Source organism: Stenotrophomonas muris, assembly GCF_052751275.1.
In genome coordinates, this window is sequence record NZ_CP199879.1 from 3,541,200 (window position 1) to 3,565,098 (window position 23,899).

The 23,899-nt window shown below is 67.5% G+C and carries 24 protein-coding genes; 9 read left to right on the top strand and 15 right to left on the bottom strand.

The window, feature by feature from the left end; translation table 11 throughout:
* Positions 1–20 precede the first annotated feature (20 nt).
* Entirely contained in the window at positions 21–647 is a 627-nt protein-coding gene (gene lepB / locus ACUVWL_RS16520) for a signal peptidase I (RefSeq protein WP_014645559.1), read from the bottom strand.
* Between the two features lie 275 nt (positions 648–922).
* Here lepB and ACUVWL_RS16525 point away from each other — a divergent pair, with 275 nt between their 5' ends.
* Both ACUVWL_RS16525 and ACUVWL_RS16530 read left to right on the top strand, forming a co-directional pair.
* Positions 923–1,324 carry a hypothetical protein gene (locus tag ACUVWL_RS16525; protein ID WP_014645558.1) on the top strand — a complete coding sequence of 134 codons (402 nt, stop codon included), beginning with the start codon at positions 923–925 and terminating at the stop codon, positions 1,322–1,324.
* A 3-nt stretch (positions 1,325–1,327) separates the two neighbouring features.
* Entirely contained in the window at positions 1,328–1,774 is a 447-nt protein-coding gene (locus ACUVWL_RS16530; protein ID WP_004153636.1) for a 3-dehydroquinate dehydratase, read from the top strand.
* Positions 1,775–1,920: 146 nt separating this feature from the next.
* Here the strand turns inward: ACUVWL_RS16530 and dcp are convergent, their stop codons facing one another.
* The 3 genes from dcp to arfB all read right to left on the bottom strand — a co-directional run bounded on the left by dcp (position 1,921) and on the right by arfB (position 5,226).
* Positions 1,921–4,077: a peptidyl-dipeptidase Dcp gene (gene dcp, locus ACUVWL_RS16535; protein ID WP_049405170.1), complete on the bottom strand. Its 2,157-nt coding sequence runs from the start codon at positions 4,075–4,077 to the stop codon at positions 1,921–1,923.
* A gap of 110 nt (positions 4,078–4,187) precedes the next feature.
* Positions 4,188–4,790: a lysophospholipid acyltransferase family protein gene (locus ACUVWL_RS16540; RefSeq protein ID WP_014645556.1), complete on the bottom strand. Its 603-nt coding sequence runs from the start codon at positions 4,788–4,790 to the stop codon at positions 4,188–4,190.
* A gap of 4 nt (positions 4,791–4,794) precedes the next feature.
* Positions 4,795–5,226, bottom strand: a complete 432-nt coding sequence (arfB, locus tag ACUVWL_RS16545; protein ID WP_005420755.1) for an alternative ribosome rescue aminoacyl-tRNA hydrolase ArfB — start codon at positions 5,224–5,226, stop codon at positions 4,795–4,797.
* Positions 5,227–5,339: 113 nt separating this feature from the next.
* Between arfB and ACUVWL_RS16550 the strand changes: the two genes are divergently transcribed.
* On the top strand, positions 5,340–5,888 hold the full coding sequence (locus ACUVWL_RS16550) for a DUF2059 domain-containing protein (RefSeq protein ID WP_401730180.1): 549 nt from the start codon (positions 5,340–5,342) through the stop codon (positions 5,886–5,888).
* 70 nt (positions 5,889–5,958) lie between these two features.
* On the opposite strand, the gene ACUVWL_RS16555 is transcribed toward ACUVWL_RS16550, so the two are convergent.
* Positions 5,959–6,702 (bottom strand): pseudouridine synthase, encoded by a 744-nt coding sequence (locus ACUVWL_RS16555; RefSeq protein WP_014645554.1) that lies wholly within the window; start codon positions 6,700–6,702, stop codon positions 5,959–5,961.
* Positions 6,703–6,787: 85 nt separating this feature from the next.
* Entirely contained in the window at positions 6,788–7,375 is a 588-nt protein-coding gene (locus ACUVWL_RS16560) for an O-methyltransferase (RefSeq protein WP_142235527.1), read from the bottom strand.
* 166 nt (positions 7,376–7,541) lie between these two features.
* Here ACUVWL_RS16560 and ACUVWL_RS16565 point away from each other — a divergent pair, with 166 nt between their 5' ends.
* Genes ACUVWL_RS16565 through ACUVWL_RS16580 form a run of 4 tightly spaced genes read left to right on the top strand, consistent with a single transcriptional unit; the run spans position 7,542 to position 10,674 of the window.
* On the top strand, positions 7,542–8,153 hold the full coding sequence (locus ACUVWL_RS16565) for a PIG-L deacetylase family protein (RefSeq protein WP_014645552.1): 612 nt from the start codon (positions 7,542–7,544) through the stop codon (positions 8,151–8,153).
* A complete protein-coding gene (locus ACUVWL_RS16570) occupies positions 8,153–9,292 on the top strand; it encodes a glycosyltransferase (RefSeq protein WP_014645551.1) in 1,140 nt (379 codons plus the stop codon). Before ACUVWL_RS16565 ends, ACUVWL_RS16570 begins: the two co-directional genes overlap by 1 nt.
* Positions 9,279–9,884: an acetyltransferase gene (locus ACUVWL_RS16575; protein WP_032962223.1), complete on the top strand. Its 606-nt coding sequence runs from the start codon at positions 9,279–9,281 to the stop codon at positions 9,882–9,884. The genes ACUVWL_RS16570 and ACUVWL_RS16575 overlap by 14 nt, the downstream gene beginning before the upstream one ends.
* A 4-nt stretch (positions 9,885–9,888) precedes the next feature.
* Positions 9,889–10,674 carry a YaiO family outer membrane beta-barrel protein gene (locus ACUVWL_RS16580; protein ID WP_032962225.1) on the top strand — a complete coding sequence of 262 codons (786 nt, stop codon included), beginning with the start codon at positions 9,889–9,891 and terminating at the stop codon, positions 10,672–10,674.
* 52 nt (positions 10,675–10,726) lie between these two features.
* On the opposite strand, the gene ubiB is transcribed toward ACUVWL_RS16580, so the two are convergent.
* Positions 10,727–12,382: a ubiquinone biosynthesis regulatory protein kinase UbiB gene (ubiB, locus tag ACUVWL_RS16585; protein ID WP_014645548.1), complete on the bottom strand. Its 1,656-nt coding sequence runs from the start codon at positions 12,380–12,382 to the stop codon at positions 10,727–10,729.
* Positions 12,379–13,014, bottom strand: coding sequence for a ubiquinone biosynthesis accessory factor UbiJ (locus ACUVWL_RS16590; protein WP_445978576.1), 636 nt, complete (start codon positions 13,012–13,014; stop codon positions 12,379–12,381). Before ACUVWL_RS16590 ends, ubiB begins: the two co-directional genes overlap by 4 nt.
* 335 nt (positions 13,015–13,349) lie before the next feature.
* On the opposite strand from ACUVWL_RS16590, the gene ddlA reads away from it, so the two are divergent.
* On the top strand, positions 13,350–14,444 hold the full coding sequence (gene ddlA / locus ACUVWL_RS16595; RefSeq protein ID WP_126411594.1) for a D-alanine--D-alanine ligase: 1,095 nt from the start codon (positions 13,350–13,352) through the stop codon (positions 14,442–14,444).
* Between the two features lie 76 nt (positions 14,445–14,520).
* On the opposite strand, the gene ACUVWL_RS16600 is transcribed toward ddlA, so the two are convergent.
* The 3 genes from ACUVWL_RS16600 to oleC form a co-directional block, all read right to left on the bottom strand.
* The gene (locus ACUVWL_RS16600; RefSeq protein ID WP_005407633.1) at positions 14,521–14,676 is read right to left on the bottom strand and encodes a DUF1328 domain-containing protein; all 156 of its coding nucleotides are present in this window, start codon (positions 14,674–14,676) and stop codon (positions 14,521–14,523) included.
* Between the two features lie 81 nt (positions 14,677–14,757).
* A complete protein-coding gene (gene oleD / locus ACUVWL_RS16605) occupies positions 14,758–15,750 on the bottom strand; it encodes a 2-alkyl-3-oxoalkanoate reductase (protein ID WP_049441777.1) in 993 nt (330 codons plus the stop codon).
* Positions 15,747–17,405 carry an olefin beta-lactone synthetase gene (gene oleC, locus ACUVWL_RS16610; RefSeq protein ID WP_111206826.1) on the bottom strand — a complete coding sequence of 553 codons (1,659 nt, stop codon included), beginning with the start codon at positions 17,403–17,405 and terminating at the stop codon, positions 15,747–15,749. Before oleC ends, oleD begins: the two co-directional genes overlap by 4 nt.
* A 104-nt stretch (positions 17,406–17,509) precedes the next feature.
* Between oleC and ACUVWL_RS16615 the strand changes: the two genes are divergently transcribed.
* Positions 17,510–17,941: a YkgJ family cysteine cluster protein gene (locus tag ACUVWL_RS16615; RefSeq protein ID WP_029380125.1), complete on the top strand. Its 432-nt coding sequence runs from the start codon at positions 17,510–17,512 to the stop codon at positions 17,939–17,941.
* Positions 17,942–18,052: 111 nt separating this feature from the next.
* On the opposite strand, the gene ACUVWL_RS16620 is transcribed toward ACUVWL_RS16615, so the two are convergent.
* The 4 genes from ACUVWL_RS16620 to ACUVWL_RS16635 form a co-directional block, all read right to left on the bottom strand.
* Positions 18,053–18,943 (bottom strand): alpha/beta fold hydrolase, encoded by an 891-nt coding sequence (locus ACUVWL_RS16620; protein ID WP_445978577.1) that lies wholly within the window; start codon positions 18,941–18,943, stop codon positions 18,053–18,055.
* Between the two features lie 140 nt (positions 18,944–19,083).
* Positions 19,084–20,100 (bottom strand): 3-oxoacyl-ACP synthase III, encoded by a 1,017-nt coding sequence (locus ACUVWL_RS16625; RefSeq protein ID WP_014035559.1) that lies wholly within the window; start codon positions 20,098–20,100, stop codon positions 19,084–19,086.
* Between the two features lie 103 nt (positions 20,101–20,203).
* Positions 20,204–20,521 (bottom strand): DUF4156 domain-containing protein, encoded by a 318-nt coding sequence (locus ACUVWL_RS16630; RefSeq protein ID WP_005407628.1) that lies wholly within the window; start codon positions 20,519–20,521, stop codon positions 20,204–20,206.
* A gap of 213 nt (positions 20,522–20,734) precedes the next feature.
* Complete coding sequence (locus tag ACUVWL_RS16635) at positions 20,735–23,584, bottom strand: M16 family metallopeptidase (protein ID WP_049441774.1); 2,850 nt, start codon at positions 23,582–23,584, stop codon at positions 20,735–20,737.
* Positions 23,585–23,899: the final 315 nt, after the last annotated feature.

Here is a 23,899-nt window from a genome sequence, read left to right on the forward strand (position 1 = left end):
CCAAGAAGTATTAATTCAGCTTACAGGCGCTGCCACTCGAAACCGTCGCCGCGGCGGTAGTACACCGCCACCGCACGGCCGTAGACCTTGTCGGCGTCGACGAAGCCGAAGAAGCGGCCGTCGAAGCTGTTGCCGCGGTGGTCACCCAGCACCAGCACCTTGCCGGCCGGCACCACCAGATCGGCGATGTCCGGACCGCCGCCCATGTCCAGGTCGAGGCGGGCACGGCGCTCGCCGAAGGCTTCCACGTCCTGCAGATCGGCGATCTGCAGCGGCTGGCCGTTGATGCTCAGATGGCCCTCGCGCATCTGCACGTGGTCACCGGCCACCGCCGCCACGCGCTTGATCAGGCGGGTGCCGTCGGCCGGTGAATCGAACACCGCCACTTCACCGCGCTGCGGGACGCCGGTGGCCATCAGTTCCTTGCCGGTGAACGGCAGGCGCAGGCCGTAGGCGCGCATGTCCACCACCACCCGGTCGCCCGGCTGCAGGGTCGGCTGCATCGAGCCACTCGGCACCACGTAGTGGTTGGCGAGGGTATCGCGGGCGGCGGCGAGCAGGCCGAGCATCACCAGCAGCGGCAATGCTTCCTTCTTCAGCCAGACCAGCGCGCGTTCGGACAAGGGAGGACGGGCAGCAGCATCCATGACAGGCTCCGGGTAGGTGGTAGCTGCATCAGACCACATCCAGGCGGGAGAGGTTCCCGCGACGCGATCCGGTAGAGCCGAGCCCACGCTCGGCTTGTTCCTTGCAGCGTCGAGGTTGCCCGACTGGGGCGCAGAGCAGCCGAGCGCAGGCTCGGCTCTACAGGAAGGGTTACGCAGGTTTTACGCGCGGGACCGGCCGCGGGCATCGCACCTTTACGGGCGGCACGCGCATCGTGTGCCCACCGCGCCGCAGGGCGCATTCCGCAAGGTGTTGTATGACCCTCCTGGTGATCCGCCACGCCTCTTCGTCGGCACCGCGTCCCCAACTGCCGACGCAGCTGGCCGGCCATCGCGTGCTGTGCAGCGACTGCGCCAGCCTGTCCGAGGTACGCCAGTGCCTGTGCCAGCCGCAGGCGCGCTCGGCCGACTGGGTACTGCTGGATGTCGGTACCGCTGACGAGGCGCAATGGCAGGCCGAAGGTGGCGCGCTGCAGGCGGCGCTGGAACGGCTGCCGGCGCAGTACATCGAACTGCAGGCCCCCAGCGAACCCGGTCTGGAGGCACGCCTGCGCCTGCAGCACGGTCCCGCCGCCGTGGTGGTCGACCAGCGCAGCCAGCAGGCCGGCTACCCGCTGTCGCTGGCCATTGTCGGCCGCCGCCTGGCACAGGAGGGCTGAGCCATGTCGATCTTCATCATCCGTGGCCCGGAAGCGGCCGGCGCCCTGATCCGCACCGCGATGCCGCTGCCGGCACCGGTCCTGAAGTCACTGGTGCATCGTGCGATCGACGCCGGCACCAGCGTGGCGATCCGTGCCTGTGGTTCGGAACAGGAACTGCTGGACGCCCTGCGTGTGGCCGATCACAGCCGCGGCGAGGTGACCCTGCTCGATCCGGGCGCGTGTGCCAACAGCCTGCGCCTGCAGCGCCTGCTGCCGTACCTGCACAACGCCTATGTGGAAGTGCATGACGACGGCGCGGTAGCCGAGCCGTGCCTGCCGGCTGGTGTCGGCCAGCGCCTGGGCATCGCCGCCGGCTACGGCGCGCAGAGCTACGTGCTGGCGCTGGATATCGCGCTGGATCACCTGGGCCTGGCCGAGCAGGCCAACCGGGTGCACGTGGGAACGTAACGCTGTTTGTAGAGCCGAGCCCATGCTCGGCTGCCTTTCCAGGAACCATCAGCCGAGCGTGGGCTCGGCTCTACAGAAGAACGTCGAGCATGGCTCGACGCTACAGAAAGAAAAACGGCGGGGTTGCCCCCGCCGTTTTCGCTTTCTTATTTCAGCCCGCGGAACTTCAGCAGCGGTTCCACCGACGGGTCCTTGCCGCGGAAATCGCGGTACAGGGTCGACAGCTCCACGCTGTTGCCGCGCGAGAGGATCTTGTCGCGGAACTCCTGGCCGTTGGCCGCGGTCAGGCCACCGTGCTCGGTGAACCACTGGTAGGCATCGTGGTCGAGCACTTCGGCCCAGAAGTAGGCGTAGTAACCGGCCGAGTAGCCACCACCCCAGATGTGGTCGAAGTAGGTGGTGCGGTAACGCGGCGGCACCTGCGGCAGGTCGACCTTGAACTTCTTCAGCGCGCTGGCTTCAAAGGCGCCGACATCCTGCAGCGGCGCGTCGGCCTTCTGCGTGTGCCAGGCCAGGTCCAGCAGCGCGGCCGACAGGTACTCGGTCGTCGCGTAGCCCTGGTTGAAGCTGCGTGCCTTGAGGATCTTGTCGACCAGCTCCTGCGGCATCGCCTCGCCGGTCTTGTAGTGCTTGGCGTAGTTGGCGAACACCTTCGGGTCCAGCGCCCAGTGCTCGTTGAACTGCGACGGGAACTCGACGAAGTCGCGCGAGGTCGCGGTGCCGGCGATCGACGGGTACTTCACGTTCGAGAACATGCCGTGCAGCGCATGGCCGAACTCATGGAACATGGTGGTGACGTCGTCGAAGCTGATCAGCGCAGGCTGGCCGGCGGCCGGCTTGGTGAAGTTGCAGACGTTGTAGACCACCGGCTTGGCACCGGTCAGGCCGTCCTGTTCGACGAACACGTCCATCCAGGCGCCACCGGACTTGCTGTCACGCTTGAAGTAGTCGGTGTAGAACAGCGCCAGCGAGGTGCCGTCCTTGTCGAACACTTCGTACACCTTCATGTCCGGGTTGTAGGTCGGAATGTCGGTGCGCGGCTTGAAGGTGATGCCGTACAGCTGGGTGGCGGCGTAGAAGACGCCGTTCTGCAGCACGTTGTCCAGTTCGAAGTACGGCTTGATCTGCGACTCGTCCAGGTCGTACTTGGCCTTGCGCACCTGCTCGGCGTAGAAGTCCCAGTCCGAAGCGGCCACCTGGAATCCACCCTTCTGCGCGTCGATGACCTTCTGGATCTCGCCGGCTTCGGCACGCGCCTTGGCAGTGGCGGCCGGCACGGTATCGGTCAGCAGCTTGAGCGCGGCGGCCGGGGTCTTGGCCATCTGGTCGCCCAGCTGGTAGTCGGCGAAGGTGTCAAAGCCGAGCAGCTTGGCCTTCTGCGCACGCAGCTGGGCCAGGCGCTGCACGGTCTGCCGGGTGTCGTTGGCATCGCCGCGCTCGGCGCGGGTTTCCGAGGCCTTCAGCACGGCGGCGCGCTGGTCGCGGTCGCTTAGCGAGCCGAGCACCGGCTGCTGGGTGGTGTTCTGCAGCGGCAGCAGGAACTTGCCATCCAGCTTGCGGTCCTTGGCGGCGGCGGCAGCGTTGTTGATAGCGCCCTCGTCCAGGCCGGCCAGCTTGGCCTTGTCGTCGACGACGACGGCCGCAGCGGCGGTGGCGGCCACCAGGCGGGTGTGGAACTGGGTGGAGAGCGTGGTCTCTTCCACGTTGAGCTTGCGCAGGCTCGCCTTGTCGGCGTCGGACAGCTGCGCACCGGCGCGCACCAGGCCGTCGTAGTAGTGCTCGACCAGGCGCTTCTGCACCGGGTCCAGCTCCAGCGTGTCACGCTGGTCGTACAGCGACTTCACGCGCGCGAACAGCTTCGGATCGAGGTTGATCTCGTCCTGGTGCGCGGCCAGCTTCGGCGCCACTTCTTCCTGGATCTTCTGGCGTGCGTCGTTGGTATCGGCCTGGACCAGGCCGAAGAAGATGCGCGACACGCGGGTCAGGGTCTCGCCGCTGCGCTCCATCGCCACGATGGTGTTGTCGAAGGTGGCCGGCTCGCTGCTGTCGGCGATCCTGCGCACGTCGGCCAGGTGCTGGCGCATGCCTTCTTCGAACGCCGGCAGGTAGTCGCTGTCCTTGATCTTGTCGAACGGCGGTGCCTGGAACGGCAGCGTGCTCGCGCTCAGCAGCGGATTGGTGGAGGCTTCGGCCGGCTGCTGGGCCGGGGTCTTCTGGGCATCGGACACGGGGGTGGACTCCTTGCCGGAACAGGCCGCCAGCGCCAGGCTGATGGCGGCGGCCAGGACTACGGTACGCGACATGTAAAACGCTCCTTGGGCAGACGGTATGGATACCAGCCCTCCACCCTACTCCTGTCGCGCTCGCCCGGCATGTGCCGGACGTGGCGTCTATGCGGCGGCCTGCAACCGGCTCAGACCGTGCCGCGGGTCTTGCCGATCCAGGGCCGGTAGAACTCGCGGATGGCAGCCATGTCGGCCACATCGTCGCCGCTCGGGGTGAACAGCGGACCGATGCCGATGGTCTTTTCCGGATAGTGGAAATACGCGGTCAGGATCGGTACGTCAGCCATCCGGGCAATCTTCAGGAAGCCGGCCTTCCAGTCCTTCACGGCCTTGCGGGTGCCCTCGGGCGTGATGGCGAACCACATCTTCTCGTTGTTGCGCAGCAGGTCCACGGCCTGGCCGACGGTGCCCTGCGGCGAGCTGCGATCGAGCGGGATCACGCCCAGCTTGTGCAGCAGCGGGCCCAGCGGCCACCAGAACAGCGAGGCCTTGCCCAGCACCTTCACCTTCATGCCCAGCGCGATCTTGGCCGCCATGCCCCACAGCCCGTCCCAGTTGGACGAATGCGGGGCGATGATGAAGACCAGCCTGGGGATGTCCGGTAGGGTGCCGGTCACCTTCCAGCCGCCCATGCGCAGGGTGCAGCGCGCCAGCCAGCGCAGGAAGGCGTTGGGTTTGACCTGTGGCATCTGCGGCGGCACGGCCGGCAGCAACGAAGTCGGGTTGTTCAAGCAATCACTCCCAGTCACGTGATGAGCGCCCGCGCTTGATCTGCGCGCGCCCGCGTTTGGCGTCCAGACGACGCAGTTTCGACCCGAGGGTCGGCTTGGTGGCCTTGCGCGGTTTGGGCACGCTCAGCCCGGCCTGGATGAAGGCCGCCAGCCGCTCGCGCGCATCCTCGCGATTGCGATCCTGGGTGCGGAATCGTTGCGCGTCGATGACCAGCACGCCTTCGCCGGTCATGCGCCGGTCACGCCGCGCCAGCAGGCGCGCGCGCAACGGTTCGGGCAACGAGGGCGAGTTGGCCACGTCGAAACGCAGTTCCACCGCGGTGGACACCTTGTTGACGTTCTGGCCGCCGGCGCCACTGGCGCGCACGAACCGCTCGACGATCTCGCCGTCGGGGATTTCAAGCTGCGCGCTGATGGTGACCGGTCCACTGCCCATCCGCGCATTGTAGCGGCAGGCACGTGGTGAAGTACGCCATCGCGCCCCGTATGCCGCCGATCAGGCACCGAACACGCCGCCTTCGCCTGGGCTGCGGGTATGCTGGCGGTCCCATGTACCGCAGGAAGCCCCGCATGACCCGCTCCACACCCGCCCTGCCGTCCCTGCTGCGCCGCGCCGCCCTGCTGCTGGCGCTGGCCGTGGCCAGCGTTCCGGCCCTGGCCGCCCCGCCGACCGACGGCGACATCAACCGCCTGCTGTCGGCCTCGCGCGCGCAGAGCATGATCGACACCATGGTGCCGCAGATCGAAGCCATGCAGCAGCAGCAGTTCCAGCAGGTGGCCGCGCAGCGCCAGCTCACCGCCCAGCAGCAGGAACAGCTGAAGCGGATCCAGGCCCGGACCAGCCAGACCCTGCGCCAGGCGATGTCGTGGCAACAGCTGCGGCCCATGTACGTGGACCTGTACAAGAAGACCTTCAGCAAGGAAGACGTGCTGGCAATGGCCGAGTTCTACGAGAGCGCGGCCGGCCAGAGCCTGCTGGACAAGACCCCGGCGCTGATGCAGAACGTGATGGTGGCGATCCAGGCGCGCATGCAGCCGCTGTTCGCGGATCTGCAGAAGGACCTGGAAGCGATCGTCAACGAGCCGGAAAAGAAATAACGGGGTGCGCCGGGCCACGCCCGGCCGCTGGCTGTAGAGCCGAGCCCACGCTCGGCTTACCGCAGCAGCATCAGGCGTCGTCCACCTGCCAGCCGAACAGGTCCAGCGCCTTCTGGAACTCGCGATCCAGCGGCGCACTGACATCCACGCTGCCACCGTCCGGGTGCGGGAAGCGCAGGCGCTCGGCGTGCAGCAGCATGCGGTGCACGCCCTGCATGCGGAAGATGCGGTTGTGGCGGCCATCGCCGTGGCTGGTGTCGCCGATCATGTGGTGCGACAGGTGCTTGAGGTGCCGGCGGATCTGCCGGAAGCGCCCGGTCTGCGGCTGGCAGCGCAGCAGCGCGTAGCGCGAACTGCTGAACTCACCCACCGGCACCGACAGCTCGCCGGTGGCCAGGCGCTGGAAGTCGGTGACCGCCGGCTTCTTCACCGGCTTGCCCGGCCCGCCGTCCAGGTCATGGTCCACCCGCCAGGACAGCTCGGCCGGCCAGCCCCGGCAGACCGTCAGGTAGTCCTTGGCCACTTCACCCCCCATCAACGCCTTGCCCAGCGCACTGGCGGTCTCGCGGTCGAAGGCCAGCAGCAGGCAGCCGCTGGTGGCCCGGTCCAGGCGGTGCACGAGGAAGATCGGGCGGCCCAGCTGCTCGCGCAGGCGGTCGGCCAGGAAATCATCTTCGCCACGGGCCAGCTTGCTGTCGTGGACCATCAGCCCGGCGGGCTTGTTGACCACGGCCAGGCGCTCGTCCAGGTGCAGCAGCTGCAGGGGCGCGGTTTCGGTCTCGACCGCGGCGAGGGTGTCAGGTTCGGTGCTCACCGCAGGATTATACGGGCGCCCTGATCGGGGTCAGATCCCTTTTCCTGCGGAAAAGGGATCTGACCCCGGGTTGGTGGCGCGGCGGTCAAGCGTTGCGCACGGCCAGAAGCTCGCCGTTGCCCACCGGCACCAGGCTGGTGCCGAAGTCCGGATCGGCATCCAGCAACGCGCGCAACGGTTCCATCTGCGCGGCGTGCGAGGTGGCGTTGTCCACCACCAGCAGGCCCCCCCGCCGCAGCACACGGCGCAGCTGCGGCCACCAGCCGGCGTACTGTTCGCGGTCCGAATCGAGGAACAGCAGGTCAATGCTGGCATCGGCGGCCTGTGCCAGCCACTGCCCGGCATCGCCGTGGACCAGCGTGATGCGATCGGCAAGGCCACTGCGCGCGAAGGCGTCACGCGCCATCGCCACCTTGTCCGCGGCGTATTCCAGTGTGGTCACGTGTCCGTCGATGGCGGCTGCGGCTTCGGCAATCCACAGCGTGGAATAACCGTTGGAGGTGCCGATCTCCAGCACCCGGCGCGCATTGCCGAAACGCACCAGCACCGACAGGAATTCACCGGTGTCCGGCGTGATGTTGAGCATGCGCCGGGCGCGCTCGGTTTCATGCGCGTCGTTTTCAGCACCGAAGCGTGCCAGTTCGTTCTTCAATTCCGAAAGCTGCATCGTCATTGCTTCTTTCATTTGCCACAGCAAGGGTGAGCATTGTGGCCTGTCCGGCCACATTTCGTACTTCTCTTAAGCCTGTACTCCGATGAGGTTGCGATAGTTCCCGCCTTCTTCACGCGGGATGGTCCACCGGCCCGCGGCCCTCATTGGTTTCCGCAAGGACACGGCCATGGTTCTCGACATTCTGGCAATCGGCGCCCACCCCGACGACATCGAACTCGGTTGCGGCGGCAGCCTGGCCAAGCTGGCCCGCGACGGTGCACGCATCCATGCGCTGGTGCTCAGCCGTGGTGGCCGTGGCTGCCATGCCGGCATCGACCGCAGCGACGAATCCCACCGCGCGTTGCGCCGCCTGGGTGTGACCGAGGTGATCCAGCAGGATTTCCCGGATACGCGCTTTCCTGCCTGCCGCAACGACATCGTCGCGGTGATCGAGCAGGCCTGCGCGCAGATCGCACCGCATCGCGTCTACACGATGTGCGGCGAAGACCACCACCAGGACCATCGCACCGTCCATGAAGCGTCAATCATCGCCTGCCGCAGCATCCCGCAGATCCTCTGCTACGAGAGCCCCAGCACCCTGCCGCAGTTCGCACCGCAGGTGTTCGAGGACATCAGCGCACAACTGGACCTGAAGATCCACGCATTGCGCGAGCATGCCAGCCAGGGCGATCGCCACTACATGCAGGAGGACCACCTGCGCTGCCACGCGCAGTTCCGCGGCCAGCAGATCGGCATCGGCCCCAGTGAGGGCTTCGTGCCCTACCGGCTGGTGCTGTGATGAAAACGCTGCTGTTCCTGGCCATGTGTGCCTTCATCCTGGTGCGTGTGTGCGTGCAGGCCTCGCGTCGCCCCAGCACGCGCCTGTACAGCATCGATGCGATCGTGCCGGCCTACAACGAAGCGCCGTGCCTGGAGCGCTCGTTGACCGGCCTGCTGCAGAACCCCTACGTGGCACGGGTGATCTGCGTGAATGACGGTTCCACCGACAACACCGCCCAGGTACTCGATGCGCTGCAGGCGCGCTGGCCCGGGCGCCTCGTGGCCGTGCACCAGGCCAACACCGGCAAGGGCGGCGCGCTGATGCATGGCCTGCGGCACGCCACCGCCGAGCAGGTGTTCCTGACCGACGCCGACACCCACATCGATCCGCGCGGCCATGGCCTGGGCCACCTGCTGGACGAGATCGAGCGCGGTGCCGATGCGGTCGGTGGCGTACCCTCGTCCAGCCTGCAGGGTGCCGGCTTCCTGCCGCATGTGCGCGCCAGCCTGAAGCTGCCGATGATCGTCATCAAGCGCAGCTTCCAGCAGTGGCTGGGCGGCGCACCGTTCATCGTCTCCGGCTCGTGTGGCCTGTTCCGCACCTCGGTGCTGCGCAAGGTCGGTTTCTCCGACCGCACCCGCGTCGAAGACCTGGATATGTCCTGGTCGCTGGTCGCGCAGGGCTACCGTGTCCGCCAGAGCGTGCGCTGCGTGGTCTACCCGCAGGAATGCAACACGCTGGTGGAGGAATGGCGGCGCTGGCGACGCTGGATCGTCGGCTATGCGGTATGCATGCGCCTGCATCGCGGCCTGCTGCTGACCCGCTTCGGCGTGTTCAGCATCCTGCCGATGATGCTGCTTGCCCTTGCCGGCATCGTGCTGACGCTGCAGGTCTGGTTCGGTGCGGCCCAGCTGCATGGGCCGGGTGGCCTCGCCCTGTCGGTGATGCCGTTGTTCTGGATCGGCATCGTCATGTTGCTGGCGGTGATCAGTGCGATCCACCACCGCCGCGCGTCGCTGGTCCCTGCCGCCGCGTTCTCGATGCTGTACGTGCTGCTCGCCTATGCGATCTGGCTGATGCATGGCGTGGCCGGGCTGTTTACCGGCCGCGAGCCGGCACGCGACAAGCCGACCAGGTATCCGCATGTGGTGGAATGACCTCGCCGCCATGGCCGACGCGCTATCGACGCTGCCACCCCACGTCGATTCCAGCGCCCAGGTTTCGCCGCGTGCGATCGTGCGGGGCGAGGTACGGATCGGCGCTGGCAGCCGCATCTGCGACGGCGCCCAGCTGCACGGGCCGGTATCGATCGGCCGCGACTGCCTGATCGGCAACAACGCACTGCTGCGCGGTCCGCTGCACATCGGTGACGGTGTGCGCATCGGCTTTGCCAGTGAACTGAAGAACGCACTGATCGGCGACGGCGCCTGCATCGGCCCGCAGTGCTTCATCGCCGACAGCCGCGTCGACGCCCGTGCCTACCTGGGCGCGCTGGTGCGTACCAGCAACCATCGCCTGGATGGCGCAACGGTCACCGTCCACATCGGCGACACCGTCATCGACAGCCAGCGCGACAAGCTCGGCGCCTGGATCGGCGAAGGTGCCGCGCTGGGCGTCGGCGTGATCATCCTGCCCGGTCGCATCGTCGCCCCGGGCAGCCAGTTCGGCCCGCGCATCACCGTGGAACGAAACCTGCCGCCCGGTCGCTACCGGCTGCTGCAGTCGCTGCATTCCCAACCCCTGGAGTAACCCCATGCGATTGATCATCCGTGGCGCACTGCCGTGCGCCCTGCTGCTGGCTGTGTCCAGCGCCCATGCCGGCATCGACCGGGTCTCGGTGCAGCTGGATCATGCCGACTACACCGATGGCTTTGGCAAGCGCGACGTACAGACCGTGGATGTGGCCGGTCGCAGCGGTGACAGCCGCTGGCATCTGGGCCTGGCCCATGGTGAACGCGACTACGGCAGCAAGCGCTTCAGCGGCAATCGGGTGCAGGGCTCCCTGCACCAGCGCTGGAGTCAACGCTTTTCGACCCGCACCGCCTTCACCGCCTCCAACGATGACCCGGTATTCGTCAACCGCCAGCTCAACCAGGACTTCCAGTGGAAGGTGGCACCGCAGACCGTGCTGAGCGTGGGCGGCAAGTACGCCCAGTACCATGCCGGCGCATACGTGAGTGGCTGGTCGGTAGGTGCCTCGCACTACTTCCCGCGCGTGACCACCTCACTGCGCCACGAGCGGCATCGCCAGTCCAATGGGCCCGACGGCCATGGCACCACGCTGTCACTGCGCCTGAAGGATGCGCAGGGCGGTGGTTCGACCCAGCTGTGGCTGGGCAGCGGTACGTCCGGCTACACCGCCGATTCCGATCCGCTGCTGCTGCGCGAACACGATGCACGTCGTGCCTTCCTGCGCCGCAGCCAGCCGCTGGGGGAGCATCTGGTGCTGGACATGGGCATTGGCAAGACCTGGCACAGGACGCGCCTGGACCGCTTCCAGAGCGTGCAGTCGCACCTGGGCCTGGGCTACCACTGGTAGAGCCGTGGCCGGTCGGCGGCGCGTGACGCCGCCGACCCTCGATCAACAGGCTTCAGCGCCACCACGCGCGCGCCAGCGCCAGCGCGCCGACGGCACCGGACACCCAGCTCCACATCGGCAGGTCGCCCCAGTACCAGCCTGGCGGTTGCAGCACGTACACCAGTGCGGCGATGGCCAGCAGGCCGACGCCGGTGATCGCACCGACCGCGCGCTTCTGCAGGCGCTGCACGCTGGCATCGAGCGCGACCAGATCGCGCGAGCGCATCGCCAGCTCATGGCGGCCCTCCACCTGCTGGGTCAGCCAGGCGTGCACCAGGCGCGGCATGTCCGGCGCGTGGGTCATGATTTCCGGCAAGCGCTTGCCGATCTCGCGCACGACCCGACGCGGGCTGTAGCGCTCGCGCAGGATCTTCGCCAGCACCGGCTTGGCCACCGCCCAGATGTCGATCTGCGGATCCAGCTGGCGCCCGACACCTTCGATGTTCAGCAGGGTCTTCTGCAGCAGGATCAGCTGCGGCTGCAGGGTCAGCTGGTAGCGCTGCGCCACGCGGAACAGCTTCATCAGCACTTCGGCCAGCGAGATCTGCGACAGCGGGCGGGTGAAGTACGGCTCGCACACCGAACGCACGGCCGCTTCCAGATCATCGATGCGCACGTTGTCCGGCATCCAGCGCGCCTGCACGTGCAGTTCGGCGATGCGGCGATAATCGCGGTTGAAGATGGCCATGAAGTTCTCGGCCAGGTAGTACTGATCTTCCTGCGACAGCTGGCCCATGATGCCGAAGTCCAGCGCGATGAAGCGCGGGTTGGCGCGACGCGACGGATCGGTATCGACCCAGATGTTGCCGGCGTGCGCATCGGCATGGAAGAAGTTGTCGCGGAACACCTGGGTGTAGAACACCCGCACGCCCTTGGCGGCCAGCGCCTTGCGGTCGATGCCGGCCTTGTCCAGTGCAGCGATGTCATCGGACGGAATGCCCCACACGCGCTCCAGGGTCAGCGCGCGCTCGGCGGTGTGGCTCCAGATCACTTCCGGCACGTACAGGTCGTCGCTGTTTTCCCAGAAGCGGCGCAGCACGCTGGCATTGGCGCCTTCGCGCTGCAGGTCCAGCTCAGCGGCCAGGGTGTTCTCGACTTCGGCCACCACTTCGCGCGGACGGATCTTGTCGGCACGCGGATGGGTACGCTCGACCAGGGCAGCCAGCGAGTTGAGCAGGGCGATGTCGGCGTCGATCTGCTTCTCGATGCCCGGGCGCAGCACCTTGACCACCACCTGGCGGCCATCGGCCAGCGTGGCCGCATGCACCTGTGCGATCGAGGCCGAGGCCAGCGGTTCGGTATCGAAGCTGGCGAATGCCTCGCTGACCGGCAGGCCGAGTGCTTCCTCGACGATGCGGCGCGCGGTATCGCCGTCGAACGGCTTGACCCGGTCCTGCAGCAGGGTCAGTTCGTTGGCCACGTCCGGCGGCACCAGGTCGCGGCGGGTGGACAGGATCTGGCCGAACTTGACGAAGATCGGACCGAGATCCTGCAGCGCCAGGCGCAGGCGCGCACCGCGCGACTGTACAGCGATGTCGGCCGAAGCACGCGGCACGAACGGTTTGGCCAGGCGCAGCCAGCGCTCAGCCGGCGTGCCGTGCAGCAGGTCGTCCAGGCGGTAGCGCAGGATCACCCGGCCGATGCGGCTTGCCCGCAGCACGGCCTTCATGCGGCACCCCGCAGGCGCTGGACGCGCGCGCCAAGGCGCTCGACGTCATCACGCAGTACGTCCACATCATCGTGGAAGGCATCCAGTTCGGCGCGCGGTACCACGTCGCGCGATTCCTCGGTGATGAACTCGGCAGCGCTGTGGGCCAGATCGATCGCACCCTGGCGCGCGTGCTGCAGGGCGCTGCGCAGGGTGTTGGCCACCTGCACACCCAGTACCTCGCCGAACACGCTGACGAACGGCTGCTGCCAGTCCGGATCGAAACCCTTGGCCAGCTGCTGCAGGCGTCGCGCCAGTTCGGCGTCACCGGCCACGCGTACACGGCCCTCGTTGTTGGACTCGCCGCGCCGTGCGTTGGCCAGCAGCGGCAGCTGCGCCAGCACGCCGGCCAGGCTGCTGCGCACGGCCAGGTCGGCTTCCTGCGCATCCACCGGGCCGACCAGCAGCTGGTCGCCGTCGACGCTGATGCGCATCGCCAGCGACGGCGCTTCCAGGGTCAGGTCGATGTGCCGGCCATCTAGACTGGCCAGTGCATGGCGGGTATCCGGATCCAGCGCCAGCGCGCGGTTCAGGGCGATCTGCAGGGCGCGGCCAGCGACCGGCTTGAGGGACTTGAGCAGGGAAAGAGCCATGTGCGCATTCTACCTGCGTGGGTGGGGGGCTTGCGCCGGGCTGCCGCCCGGCACCCGCGGTAGTGCCGGCCGCTGGCCGGCAAGATCAACATCAAAAGCTGGCGATCCGTGAGATGGCGGGGTGGGTCCCGTTGCTGCGCAACGGGCTCTGACCCCAATGCTGATGGGATCTGGCGTTGGTAGATGCCGACCTTGGTCGGCGCTGGATGTCAGGGGGCCAACCATGGTTGGCCGCTACCCGAGCCGGCAGCCCGGTGATTCATCTGTGCCTCACCTGGGTGGCTATGGAAGGTTCATGCTGTACGGCCACGCAACGCACAGGACATCGCATTCCCATGGCACGGACCCGGGTCGGCATCATCTTCGGGGGCAAATCCTCCGAGCACGAGGTTTCACTGCAGTCGGCGAAGAACATTCTCGATGCGCTTGATCGCGAGCGCTTCGAGCCGGTGCTGGTCGGCATCGACAAGCAGGGCCAGTGGCATCTGAACCAGCCGGACACCTTCCTGATCAACGCCGATGATCCGTCGCGCATCGCGCTGCATCGCTCGGGCCAGTCGCTGGCGGTGCGCCCGGGTGCGGAACAGGCACAGCTGCAGCCGTCCGATCCGGCCAGCGCGCTGGGCCAGATCGATGTGGTGCTGCCGATCGTGCATGGGCCGCTGGGCGAAGACGGTGCGCTGCAGGGCCTGCTGCGCATGGCCAACCTGCCCTTCGTCGGCTCGCCGGTACTGGCTTCGGCAGTGGCGATGGACAAGGACGTGACCAAGCGCCTGTTGCGCGACGCTGGCCTGCAGGTGGCACCGTGGCTGTGCATCCGTCGCCACCAGGCGGCAACGGTCGATGTCGATGCGGTGATCGCACAGCTCGGTCTGCCGCTGTTCGTGAAGCCGGCCAACCAGGGTTCGTCGGTGGGCGTGAGCAAGGTCAAGGACGCAGCGGGCTTCGCCGACGCACTGGCATTGGCGCTGCGCTACGACCACAAGGTGCTGGTGGAATCGGCGGTGGTCGGCCGCGAGATCGAGTGCGCGGTACTGGGCAACGCGCACCCGCAGGCCAGCCTGTGCGGCGAGGTGGTGGTGCACGACGAGTTCTACGCCTACGACACCAAGTACATCAACGAAACTGGCGCCGAGGTGGTGGTACCTGCGGATATCGATGCCGCAACCCAGGCGCGCATCCAGCAGATCGCACTGCAGGCCTACCAGGCGCTGGAGTGTGCCGGCATGGCGCGCGTGGACGTATTCCTAACTGCGGGCGGCGGGATCGTCATCAACGAGGTCAACACGCTGCCGGGCTTCACCCGCATCAGCATGTACCCGAAATTGTGGGGTGCCAGCGGAGTCGATTACACGACGTTGATTACGCGCCTGATCGAACTGGCACTGGAGCGTCACGAAGCCGATCGCGGATTGCACAGCGCCGCGTAGCGTTGTGATCGCCCGCAGAGCCGAGCATGGCTCGACTCTGCGGAAAGCGATGCCGGCCAGCGGCCGGCACTACCGGCTAGCCGCGCTTGCGGAACATCGAGATCACCGCAAGGATCAGGAACACCACGAACAGGATCCAGGCGATGTTCGTTGCGGCGCCGGCAATGCCGGAAAAGCCCAGAACGGCGGCGATGATGGCGATGACAAAGAAAATGATGGCGTAATGCAGCATGGCGCTCCTCGCGGGTGGTCGAGCCTTGGATGGCGTGGGTCCATCCTCCCGATCCTGCGGTGTGCAACCAGTGACGGCGATCTATGCAGCAGATGAAGCCTTCAGCCTGCGCAGCCCTTCTTCGATGCTGACCTGCGGCACATAGCCGAAATCGCGGCGGGCCGGCTCCATGCTGTACCAGTGCGGCGTGCACAGCTGCTCGGCCAGGAAGCGGGTCAGCGGCGGCTCGCCACGCAGGCGCAGCAGCGGCCACAGCCGTTCGCAGACCGCGCCGATGCGATAGGCGGTCTTGAAACTGATCGCCTTGTCCACCGTCGGCGCGCCAACAGCGGCCAGCAGCCGGTTGACCAGCTTGCGCATGGGCAGCGGTTCGCCGTTGGAAATGAAGTAGGCCTTGCCCGCACACGCGGCACCCGGCGCCAATGCCTCGAAAGCGAGGAAATGCGCGAGCGCGGCGTTGTCGATGTAGGTGGTATCGACCTTGTTGTTGCCGTCGCCGACCAAGCGCAGGCGACCCTGACGTGCACGCTCGGCCAGGCGTGGCACCAGCTGCTGGTCACCCGGGCCCCAGATCAGGCGCGGGCGCAGTGCCACCGTCGCCAGCGATACATCGTTGGCGGCCAGCACGCGCTGTTCGGCGATCGCCTTGGTCGCCGCATACGGTGCCTGGAAGTCCTCGCCGTACGGCACCTCGTCAGCCCCCAGGCCTTCCACCGGATGCGTGGCGCGGTGGGTCACGCTGGGCGTTGAGGTGTAGACCAGCCGGTTGATGCCGTGCGCGCGGCATGCCGCAATGACATTGTCGGTGCCGACCACGTTGGCCTGGTGGTAGCTGTCATAGCTGCCCCAGGCGCCGGCCTTGGCGCCGTTGTGGAACACCGCATCGACGCCGGCCACCGCGTGCAGCACTGCCTGCGCATCGGCCAGATCGCCGCGGATCTGGCCCACGCCCATGGCCTGCAGTTCCGGGTAGTGGCTGCGGTTGAACGCCAGCACCTGGTGGCCACGTTCGACCAGCCCGCGGCACAGCGCCTGGCCAAGGAAACCACCACCACCGGTGACCAGGATCTTCATGCGCGCTTCTCCAGTTCGGCGCTGGCCCAGACGGCGAGCTTCTCGCGGCCGATCTTGGCGTTGTGACGGATATCGACGGGGAACGCGGGATGCATCAGGAAGTGCTGCAGGCCGGCCTCAGGGGTGCGCGCTGCGGCATGCGCACGCAGCGCTTCCTGCAACGCCGGGCTGTCGCTCTGGCCACGCTGCAGTTCCACGCACAGCACCGGTACCTGCGCACCCGCCGGGCCAACGCCGACCAGTGCCGTGCGTGCCACGCCGGGCACGGTATTGAACACCGGCTCGACCTGTTCGGTGTACAGCGGCCCTTGTGCGGTTTCCACGCGATGGGTCTTGCGCCCGCAGAACCACAGCCGGCCCTGCACATCGAAGTAGCCCACGTCACCCATGCGATGGACGATGCGGGTGCTGCCATCGGCCAGCGTCTCGCGGATCTTAGCTGCGGCCGTGGCCTGCGGGCGGTTGAAGTAGCTGTCGGTGGCGGTCGGGCCAGCCACCGTGATTTCTCCCACTTCGCCAACCGCCAGCACGCGCGCCTGCGACCAGTCGGCCAGCGGCGCGTCATCGATGGCGATGATGCGCACTTCGTTCGGGGCCACCACGCTGCCCACGCAGGTGCCGGCGCCGGCCTCGGTGGCCGCGCGGGTACGCTCCAGCTCACGCCCCTCGACCACCGCCACCGGCAGGCACTCGGTGGCGCCGTACGGGGTCCAGAACTGCGCATCGGCGGGCAGCAGGCTGCGGATGGTGGCGACCACGTCCGGCGGCACCGGCGCACCGGCCGAGGTCACCCGGGTCACCGTCGGCAACGGCCGGCCATGCCGGGCCAGCACCCGCATCAATGCCGGCGAGCCGAACAGCTGGGTCACGCCGAAGCGCTGGATGGCATCGTGCAGGCGTGCCGGATCGGCCTGCGCCGGCCGGGTCGGGTCCATGTCCGGGATCACCGAGGTCAGGCCCAGCGCCGGGTCGAACAAGGCAAAGGGCGGGAAGGTCGGCAGGTCCACGCCGCCCGCTTCCATGCCGAACGCGCTGCCCAGCAGCTGGATCTGGCCCAGGAAGTGGCGGTGGCGGTAGACCACGCCCTTGGGCACACCGGTGGAGCCGCTGGTGAACAGGATCGCCGCCATGTCCTCGCCATCGGTGTCGGCCAGCATCGCCCCGCCCTTGGCGCCGGCGCGCTCCAGCGCGGCCAGGCTGGTACCGCCCCAGCCGAGGCGGCGGCCAACGGTGACCAGGCGGGTCGCCGACGGCGCCCAGCGCAGCGCCAGCCGCGCCACGTGCGCCAATGGAATGCCAATGAAGGCCTGCGGCTGCGCCTCGTCCAGGCACTGTTTCAGCGCGCGCTTGTCGATGCCCGGATCGACCAGCACCGGCACCGCGCCCAGCTTGAACAACGCGAACATCAGCAGGAAGAACTCCGGCGACGGCCGCACCATCACCACCGTGCGCACTCCACGGCCGATCCCATAGCCGGCCAGGCCGGCGGCCATGGCATCACTGCGGGCGTCCAACTGGCGGTAATCCAGGGTGACATCGTAGGCGGCCATGCCGTTGCCGGCGCCCCGGCGGCCCGGGCAGCGGATGGCGATCTGGTCAGGGCGTTCACGCGCCAGTTCAGGCAGGCGCGCGGCAATGTTGCAGGGTCGGTTCATCCGTTCATTGTCGCCGCTTACGGAATTTCTTGCGCGGCGGCCCACTTCGTGGAAAATCCGCACCCTCGTTCCTGATTCCGACTGCCGCCCGAGGCGGCTTGCCCATGCAACATCCCTGCATGACCTGCGGCGCCTGCTGCACCCAATACCGCGTGGCCTTCCACTGGATGGAATCGGACGAGGTCACCCCCGGCGGCGTGCCGCACCAGCTGACCGAGGTGCTGGACCCGCACCGCCTGTGCATGCGCGGCACCCACTCCAAGCCGGTGCGCTGCGTGGCGCTGGACGCGCAGATCGGCGTGTACTCACGCTGCACCATCCACCCCAACCGGCCCAGCGTGTGCCGTGAGGTGGATGCATCGTGGGAGTACGGCAAGGCCAGCCCGCAGTGCGACAAGGCACGCATCGCCTATGGCCTGGACCCGCTGACGCTGGCCGACTGGCGCTGGCGCGATGATGCCGACAATGACGACGATCACCCGGACGACAACGGCAACAGCCCGTCCTCACCGCCGCAGGCACCGGTCGCGGCGTAGTAGTGCCGGCCGCTGGCCGGCAACCTCATGAACCCTTCGGGTGTGCCGACCAACGGTCGGCACCCACCGGAAGAGGAAGGGGTGGGTGCCGACCGTTGGTCGGCACACCGATCAGATCGGGTTGGCGTCCAGGAACGCGCGGATCTCCGGCACCAGCACTTCGTGCTTGTCTTCCAGCACGTAGTGCCCGGCGTCCTCGAAGGCATGCACCTGGGCCTGCGGCAACGCGGCCTGGAAGCCCTTCAGGAAGTGGTGGTCGAACACGAAGTCGCGCAGGCCCCAGCCGAGGAAGGCCGGTCGGTCGGCGAACGACGGCAGCGCCTTGCCGGCCCGCTCCAGCAGCGACCAGGCCTTGTCGGCCGGCGACAGCGGGATGTCCTGCATGAAACGGATGGTGCTGATGCGGTTGGCCCAGCTGTTGTACGGCGACACGTAGGCGCGGCGCACGTCGGCCGGCATCTTCCGCGCCACGCCCAGCCACGAGGCACCGGACGAGAACGCGTTGAAGCTGCGGATGATCCACTCGCCGATCTTCCAGTGGCGGCCCAGCGCGATCTGCCACGGCATCGTCTTCGCCGCCGGCATCGGGAACGCGGCGGTATTGAGCACCACCAGGCGCTTGACCTGGTCGTGGTGCGACAGCGCCCAGCCGAAACCGATCATGCCGCCCCAGTCGTGCACCGCCAGGGTCACCGGGCCGGTGATGCCCAGGTGCTTCAGCAGCGCATCGAGGTCGTCAACGCGCGACTGCAGCGTGTACTCGTAGCGGCTGTCATCGGGCTTGTCCGACAGGCCCATGCCGATGTGGTCCGGCACGATGCAGCGGTATGTGTCCGACAGGCCGGCCACCAGCGTGCGCCAGTAATAGCTCCACGACGGGTTGCCATGCACCATCACCACCACTTCGCCATCGCGCGGGCCTTCGTCGAGATAGTTCATCGACAGGCCGGGGCGAACCTCGAAGCGCTGCGGGTGGGCGGGGTAACCGGGAAGATCGCGCATGCGGAGCACCTAGGGAGAGTCGCGGCGCAATGTGGAGCCGAGCCGATGCTCGGCTGCTCTCCGGTCCGCTGCGGAAGAGCCGCGCTGCGCGCGTGAGCCGAGCATGGCTCGGCTCTACAGGAGGTCGGGCAGCGGGCTGCTTACCAGACCACTTCGGCCATCGAGCAGTTCAGGCCGGAACCAATGCCCAGAAGTGCAATGCGATCGCCCTTCTTCAGCTTGCCCAGCTGCTTGAGCTTGCTCAGCACGATCGGCACCGAGGCCGGGCCGATGTTGCCGTGCTCGCCGAAGATGGTCATGACCTTCTTCGGGTCGATGCCGAAGTTCTTGATGAACGCAGCGGTGTGCGGCTGGCTGACCTGGTGGATCACGAACTGGTCCAGCTCTTCCACGGCCCAGCCCAAGGCGATCTTGGCGGCGGTGAAGGTCTTCTGGGCCAGCTTGATGCCTTCGATCAGCAGCAGGCGGGTATCGGTGACCATGCGGTCCAGATTGCCCAGGCACAGCTGGTTCCACTCGGTGGCCGAACGGGTCACGCCACCCTTGTAGCGGGGTGCATCCGGCACCAGTTCCGAGCGCGCCATCACCATCGCGGCGGCGCCCGAACCGGTGGTCAGGGCGGCCAGCTCGTTGCGGAAGTCGTCGGCGGTGACGTCCGGGGCGGTCATGCGCTCCAGGGTCTTCTCGTACACCAGGTTGGCGGTCTCGCCATCCACCACCAGCGCGTAGTCGATGTCGCCACGCTCGATCATGCGCGCCGCGATATCCATGCCGTTGATGAAGGCCAGGCAGGCATTGGCGACGTCGAAGGTCATGCACTCGTCGCTGACGCCGAGGTTGCCCGACACGATCGAGGCGGTGGACGGCTCCAGGTAGTCGCGGCTGACCGAGGTGTTGACCAGCAGGCCGACCTGCGTCGCATCGATGCCTGCGTCTTCCAGCGCCTTGCGGCCGGCCATGGTGGCGGCATCGGACGCCAGCACGCCGTTGTCCCACAGGCGGCGGGCATGGATGCCGGCGATATCGCCGAGCACGTCGGTGCGGATACCGAGGCGATCCAACGTCGGCTGCAGCCGCTCGTTGATTTCCTTGGTCGTCAGCGTATGCGGCGCATCAACGTGTGCCAGGCCGGCGATCGAGACATTCTTGAAGAGCATCGAGGTTAGCGCCAAGGCTCAGGCAAAAGGGGGCGCTATTCTATAACCCCCGGGGCCTTCACCGCATCTTTACGAATTCAGGCTTGGCCGTATGGTGAAGCGTTCAGCGCGGCGGGCACTGGAACGCGGCGAACCGCTGGCTGCCATCGGCGGGCGCGGCGGCGGCCTGTACGGCGTTGGCGCCGGCACTCGGGGCCTCGTTGCGGGCCAGGGTTTCCAGCTCTTCCTGCACGCGCAGCGGGTTGCGGTTGTAGAAGCCGACCTTGCTCTTCACGGTGACCACCACCTCGCCCTTGGCGATGCAGCCGGCCGGAACCGGACCTGCCGGCAACACGCGGGTCGCCTTGCCGGCCGGTTCGATCGGCACCCAGGTACAGGCAGTGACGGTGAGCAGCAGAGAGGAAAGCAGCAGAACGCGCATGGGCAGATCCTGGAAGGGTATGGGGCGATTCTGCCTGAACAGCCTGAATCGGGGGTAGCCGGGGCCGGGGGCAGAGCCCCCTGCGGGGGATCCGACCCCAGGTCGGCAGAGGGGTCGGATCCCCCGCAGGGGGCTCCGACCCCTTAAGGGTTTGCCGGCCAGCGGCCGGCACTACCGGGGAGCCGGCCCGCCACAGGCGGGCCGGGTCGTGCCTTATTTCTTGACCGGGTTGCCCTCGGCGTCGATCACCGTCACCTCGCCCAGGTTCAGCGCGCGCACGGCCGCTTCGGTCTGCTTGAGATCGCCCACCACCACCCAGGTCAGGGCCTGCGGCTTGATCTCGGCAGCGGCCTGCTGCACCTGCGCCGGGGTCATCGCTTCGATCTCGGCCTTGCGACGCAGCACATAGTCGTCCGGGCGCTTGAACTGCACGATCGAACCGATGGTCGCGGCCACGGCACTGGCGGTCTCGTAGGCACCGGGCAGGCTGAGGGTCTGGATGTTGCGGATGCGGTTGACTTCGGCAGCGGTGGCCGGCTTGCTGCCGTCGGCGAATGCGGCGATCTCCTTGCGCATTTCCGCCAGTGCCGGGCCGGTCTTGTCGATCTGCACCGGCGCACTGGCCATCCACGGGCGCTGGCCCACCGAACTGGTCGCGCTGCTGCGCGCGCCGTACGACCAGTGCTTGTCCTCGCGCAGGTTCATGTTCAGGCGCGAGGTGAAGTCGCCGCCGATCACGCCGTTGGCAATGTCGAAGCGGGTCGAACTGGCGGCGCTGGACGGCGCCACCACCTGGCCGGCGAACAGGTTGGCCTGCACCGCACCCGGCTGGTCGATCAGGAACACGCGCGGGCCCTTCGGCAGCGCGACATCGGTGGCCGCCTTCACCTGCGGCGCCTCGCCGGTCGCCTTCCAGTCACCCAGCTGCTTGTCCAGCAGCGGCACGATCTCGGCAAGGGTGGTGTCACCGACCACGATCAGGGTGCCATTCTGCGGGCGCAGCCAGTCGTGGTGGAAATCAACCAGATCTTCGCGGGTGAGGCCGTTGATCGCCGCCTCGTCGCCGCTGCCGGTGAACGGGATGGCGTACGGGTGGCCCTTGCCGTACAGCAGCGGCGGCAGCACGCGCATGGCCACTGCACCCGGGTTCACCTTCTCCTGCTGGATGCCGGCGATCCAGGTCGCCTTGACCCGGTCGATCTCGCCCTGCTCGAAACGCGGTTCGCGCAGCAGGTCGCGGTACAGCGCCAGCGACGGTGCCAGGTTTTCCTTCAGCGCCGACAGGTCCACGCTCATCGAGTCCAGACCGGCCGAGGCATCCAGGCTGGCGCCCAGTGCGTCGGCGGCGTCGGCGAAGGCCAGCGAACCGAGCTTGCCGGCGCCTTCGGTCATCAGGCTCATGGTGAAGTTGGCGGTGCCGGGCTTGCGGCCCTGGTCGGCGCTGAAGCCGCCCGGGAACTGGTAGCTGAACTGCACCACCGGAATCTCGTGGCGTTCGGCCAGGATCACCTGGGTGCCGTTCTTCAGCGTGGCGCGCTGCAGTGCCGGGAACTTCAGCTGCGGGAACTCGCGGGTCTGCGGCACGCCGGCCTTGCGGTCCACCTGTTCCGGCAGGGTGCTGTACTTCGGGTCCACCGCCGGCACGGTGAACGGCTTCGGCGTCTGGCTCGGTTCTTCCTTCAGCGCCACGCGCTCACCCGGTGCGATCACCAGGGTGTGGCTGCCCTTGTCCAGCCACTCTGCGCCCAGGCGGCTCAGATCGGCGGCACTGGCCTTCTCGATGTTGGCCAGCGAGGTGCGGAAGCAACCCGGGTCGCCGGTGAACACCGCGCACTCGGCCAGCGCATCGGCCTTGCCGCCGAAGCCACCGATGCGCTCGATGCCACGGATGAAGCCGGCACGGGCGCCGGTCTTGGCGCGCTCCAGCTCGGCCGCGGTCGGGCCCTGCTTGATCAGGCGGTCCAGTTCCTCGTCGATGATCTTCTCGACCTTGGCCGGGTCCTGGCCCTGCTTGACGGTCGCCACGATCACGAAGTTGGAGCCCAGCTGCGAGGTCGACAGGCCCGAGCCGATGCTGTCCACCAGCTTGTCCTGGTGCTGCAGGCGCTGGCTCAGGCGTGAGGACTTGGCGCCGCCCAGCACTTCGGAGAACAGCTGCAACTGGTCGATGTCGGCGGTGCCGACCTGTGGCACGTTCCAGGCGCGGTAGATGCGCGCCTGCGGCACCTTGTCGGTCATCGTCTCGCGGGTATCGGCACTGCGCTTGGCCACGTTCACCGCCGGCTGCGCCATGGTCGGGCCAGCGGGGATGCTGCCGAAGTACCTGGCGACCTTCTCCTTGGCGGTGGCCAGATCGATGTCGCCGGCCAGCACCAGCACCGCGTTGTTGGGGCCATACCAGGTACGGAACCAGGTCTTCACGTCATCCAGCGAGGCCGCGTTGAGATCGTTCATCGAGCCGATCACGCCGTGGTGGTACGGGTGGCCAACCGGATACAGCGCCTTGTTGATCTGGTCCCAGGCCTGGCCGTAGGGCTGGTTCTCGCCCTGGCGCTTCTCGTTCTGCACCACGCCGCGCTGCTCGTCCAGCGCAGCCTGGTCGATCGCACCGACCAGATGGCCCATGCGGTCCGACTCCATCCACAGCGCCATGTCCAGCGCGGTGGTCGGCACGTTCTCGAAGTAGTTGGTGCGATCGGTGTTGGTGGTGCCGTTCTGGTTGGTGGCACCGACCTGCTTGAACGGTTCGAAGAATTCGCCGTCGTGGTTCTCGCTGCCCTGGAACATCAGGTGCTCGAACAGGTGCGCGAAGCCGGTGCGGCCGGCCGGCTCATCCTTGCTGCCCACGTGGTACCAGACGTTGACCGCGACGATCGGCGCCTTGCGATCGGTATGCACGATCACGCGCAGGCCGTTGGGCAGGGTGAACTGCTCGTACGGGATATCGACCTTGGCCGGTGCCGTCGGCCTGGCGGCAAGCGCGGAGGTGGGCGCAAGCGTGCCCAGGGCGGTGCTGAGGGCGACGGCCAGCAATGCGGCGCGCGGGCGAAGGGCGAGAGACATATCCGGATCCTTGGTCACATAGGTGAACCCCGATCCTAGCCTGCGCAGGCAACGGCAGGAATCGGTCGCCAGTCACTGGGGGTGTTTGCCCTGAAGGCCATCCGGCCCGGCCCCAGCCGGGGGGCGTGAACCGTCACATGTGCCGGCTGAAGGCGTCCGGACAGTGTCCGCGGCACATCGAATGGACAGGTGTCCGCCCACCGGACACTTTTCGATTGATAAAAAACCCTTGTAAATCAATGAATAAAAGTTGGCACGGGGATTGCTCGGCACTTCCTGCGCCAGGAAGGGCTTCAGACGCAAGCTGACTGAAGA

What these genes read in the sequence shown, in the direction of transcription:
- ACUVWL_RS16630 (WP_005407628.1), bottom strand. Translation starts at nt 20,521, where the DNA reads ATGCGCGTTCTGCTGCTTTCCTCTCTGCTGCTCACCGTCACTGCCTGT.
- ddlA (WP_126411594.1), top strand. Translation starts at nt 13,350, where the DNA reads ATGGCACGGACCCGGGTCGGCATCATCTTCGGGGGCAAATCCTCCGAG.
- ubiB (WP_014645548.1), bottom strand. Translation starts at nt 12,382, where the DNA reads ATGAAGGCCGTGCTGCGGGCAAGCCGCATCGGCCGGGTGATCCTGCGC.
- ACUVWL_RS16550 (WP_401730180.1), top strand. Translation starts at nt 5,340, where the DNA reads ATGTACCGCAGGAAGCCCCGCATGACCCGCTCCACACCCGCCCTGCCG.
- ACUVWL_RS16575 (WP_032962223.1), top strand. Translation starts at nt 9,279, where the DNA reads ATGTGGTGGAATGACCTCGCCGCCATGGCCGACGCGCTATCGACGCTG.
- oleD (WP_049441777.1), bottom strand. Translation starts at nt 15,750, where the DNA reads ATGAAGATCCTGGTCACCGGTGGTGGTGGTTTCCTTGGCCAGGCGCTG.
- ACUVWL_RS16620 (WP_445978577.1), bottom strand. Translation starts at nt 18,943, where the DNA reads ATGCGCGATCTTCCCGGTTACCCCGCCCACCCGCAGCGCTTCGAGGTT.
- arfB (WP_005420755.1), bottom strand. Translation starts at nt 5,226, where the DNA reads ATGGGCAGTGGACCGGTCACCATCAGCGCGCAGCTTGAAATCCCCGAC.
- ACUVWL_RS16565 (WP_014645552.1), top strand. Translation starts at nt 7,542, where the DNA reads ATGGTTCTCGACATTCTGGCAATCGGCGCCCACCCCGACGACATCGAA.
- ACUVWL_RS16625 (WP_014035559.1), bottom strand. Translation starts at nt 20,100, where the DNA reads ATGCTCTTCAAGAATGTCTCGATCGCCGGCCTGGCACACGTTGATGCG.
- dcp (WP_049405170.1), bottom strand. Translation starts at nt 4,077, where the DNA reads ATGTCGCGTACCGTAGTCCTGGCCGCCGCCATCAGCCTGGCGCTGGCG.
- ACUVWL_RS16530 (WP_004153636.1), top strand. Translation starts at nt 1,328, where the DNA reads ATGTCGATCTTCATCATCCGTGGCCCGGAAGCGGCCGGCGCCCTGATC.
- oleC (WP_111206826.1), bottom strand. Translation starts at nt 17,405, where the DNA reads ATGAACCGACCCTGCAACATTGCCGCGCGCCTGCCTGAACTGGCGCGT.
- ACUVWL_RS16590 (WP_445978576.1), bottom strand. Translation starts at nt 13,014, where the DNA reads ATGGCTCTTTCCCTGCTCAAGTCCCTCAAGCCGGTCGCTGGCCGCGCC.
- ACUVWL_RS16525 (WP_014645558.1), top strand. Translation starts at nt 923, where the DNA reads ATGACCCTCCTGGTGATCCGCCACGCCTCTTCGTCGGCACCGCGTCCC.
- lepB (WP_014645559.1), bottom strand. Translation starts at nt 647, where the DNA reads ATGGATGCTGCTGCCCGTCCTCCCTTGTCCGAACGCGCGCTGGTCTGG.
- ACUVWL_RS16580 (WP_032962225.1), top strand. Translation starts at nt 9,889, where the DNA reads ATGCGATTGATCATCCGTGGCGCACTGCCGTGCGCCCTGCTGCTGGCT.
- ACUVWL_RS16600 (WP_005407633.1), bottom strand. Translation starts at nt 14,676, where the DNA reads ATGCTGCATTACGCCATCATTTTCTTTGTCATCGCCATCATCGCCGCC.
- ACUVWL_RS16560 (WP_142235527.1), bottom strand. Translation starts at nt 7,375, where the DNA reads ATGACGATGCAGCTTTCGGAATTGAAGAACGAACTGGCACGCTTCGGT.
- ACUVWL_RS16615 (WP_029380125.1), top strand. Translation starts at nt 17,510, where the DNA reads ATGCAACATCCCTGCATGACCTGCGGCGCCTGCTGCACCCAATACCGC.
- ACUVWL_RS16570 (WP_014645551.1), top strand. Translation starts at nt 8,153, where the DNA reads ATGAAAACGCTGCTGTTCCTGGCCATGTGTGCCTTCATCCTGGTGCGT.
- ACUVWL_RS16635 (WP_049441774.1), bottom strand. Translation starts at nt 23,584, where the DNA reads ATGTCTCTCGCCCTTCGCCCGCGCGCCGCATTGCTGGCCGTCGCCCTC.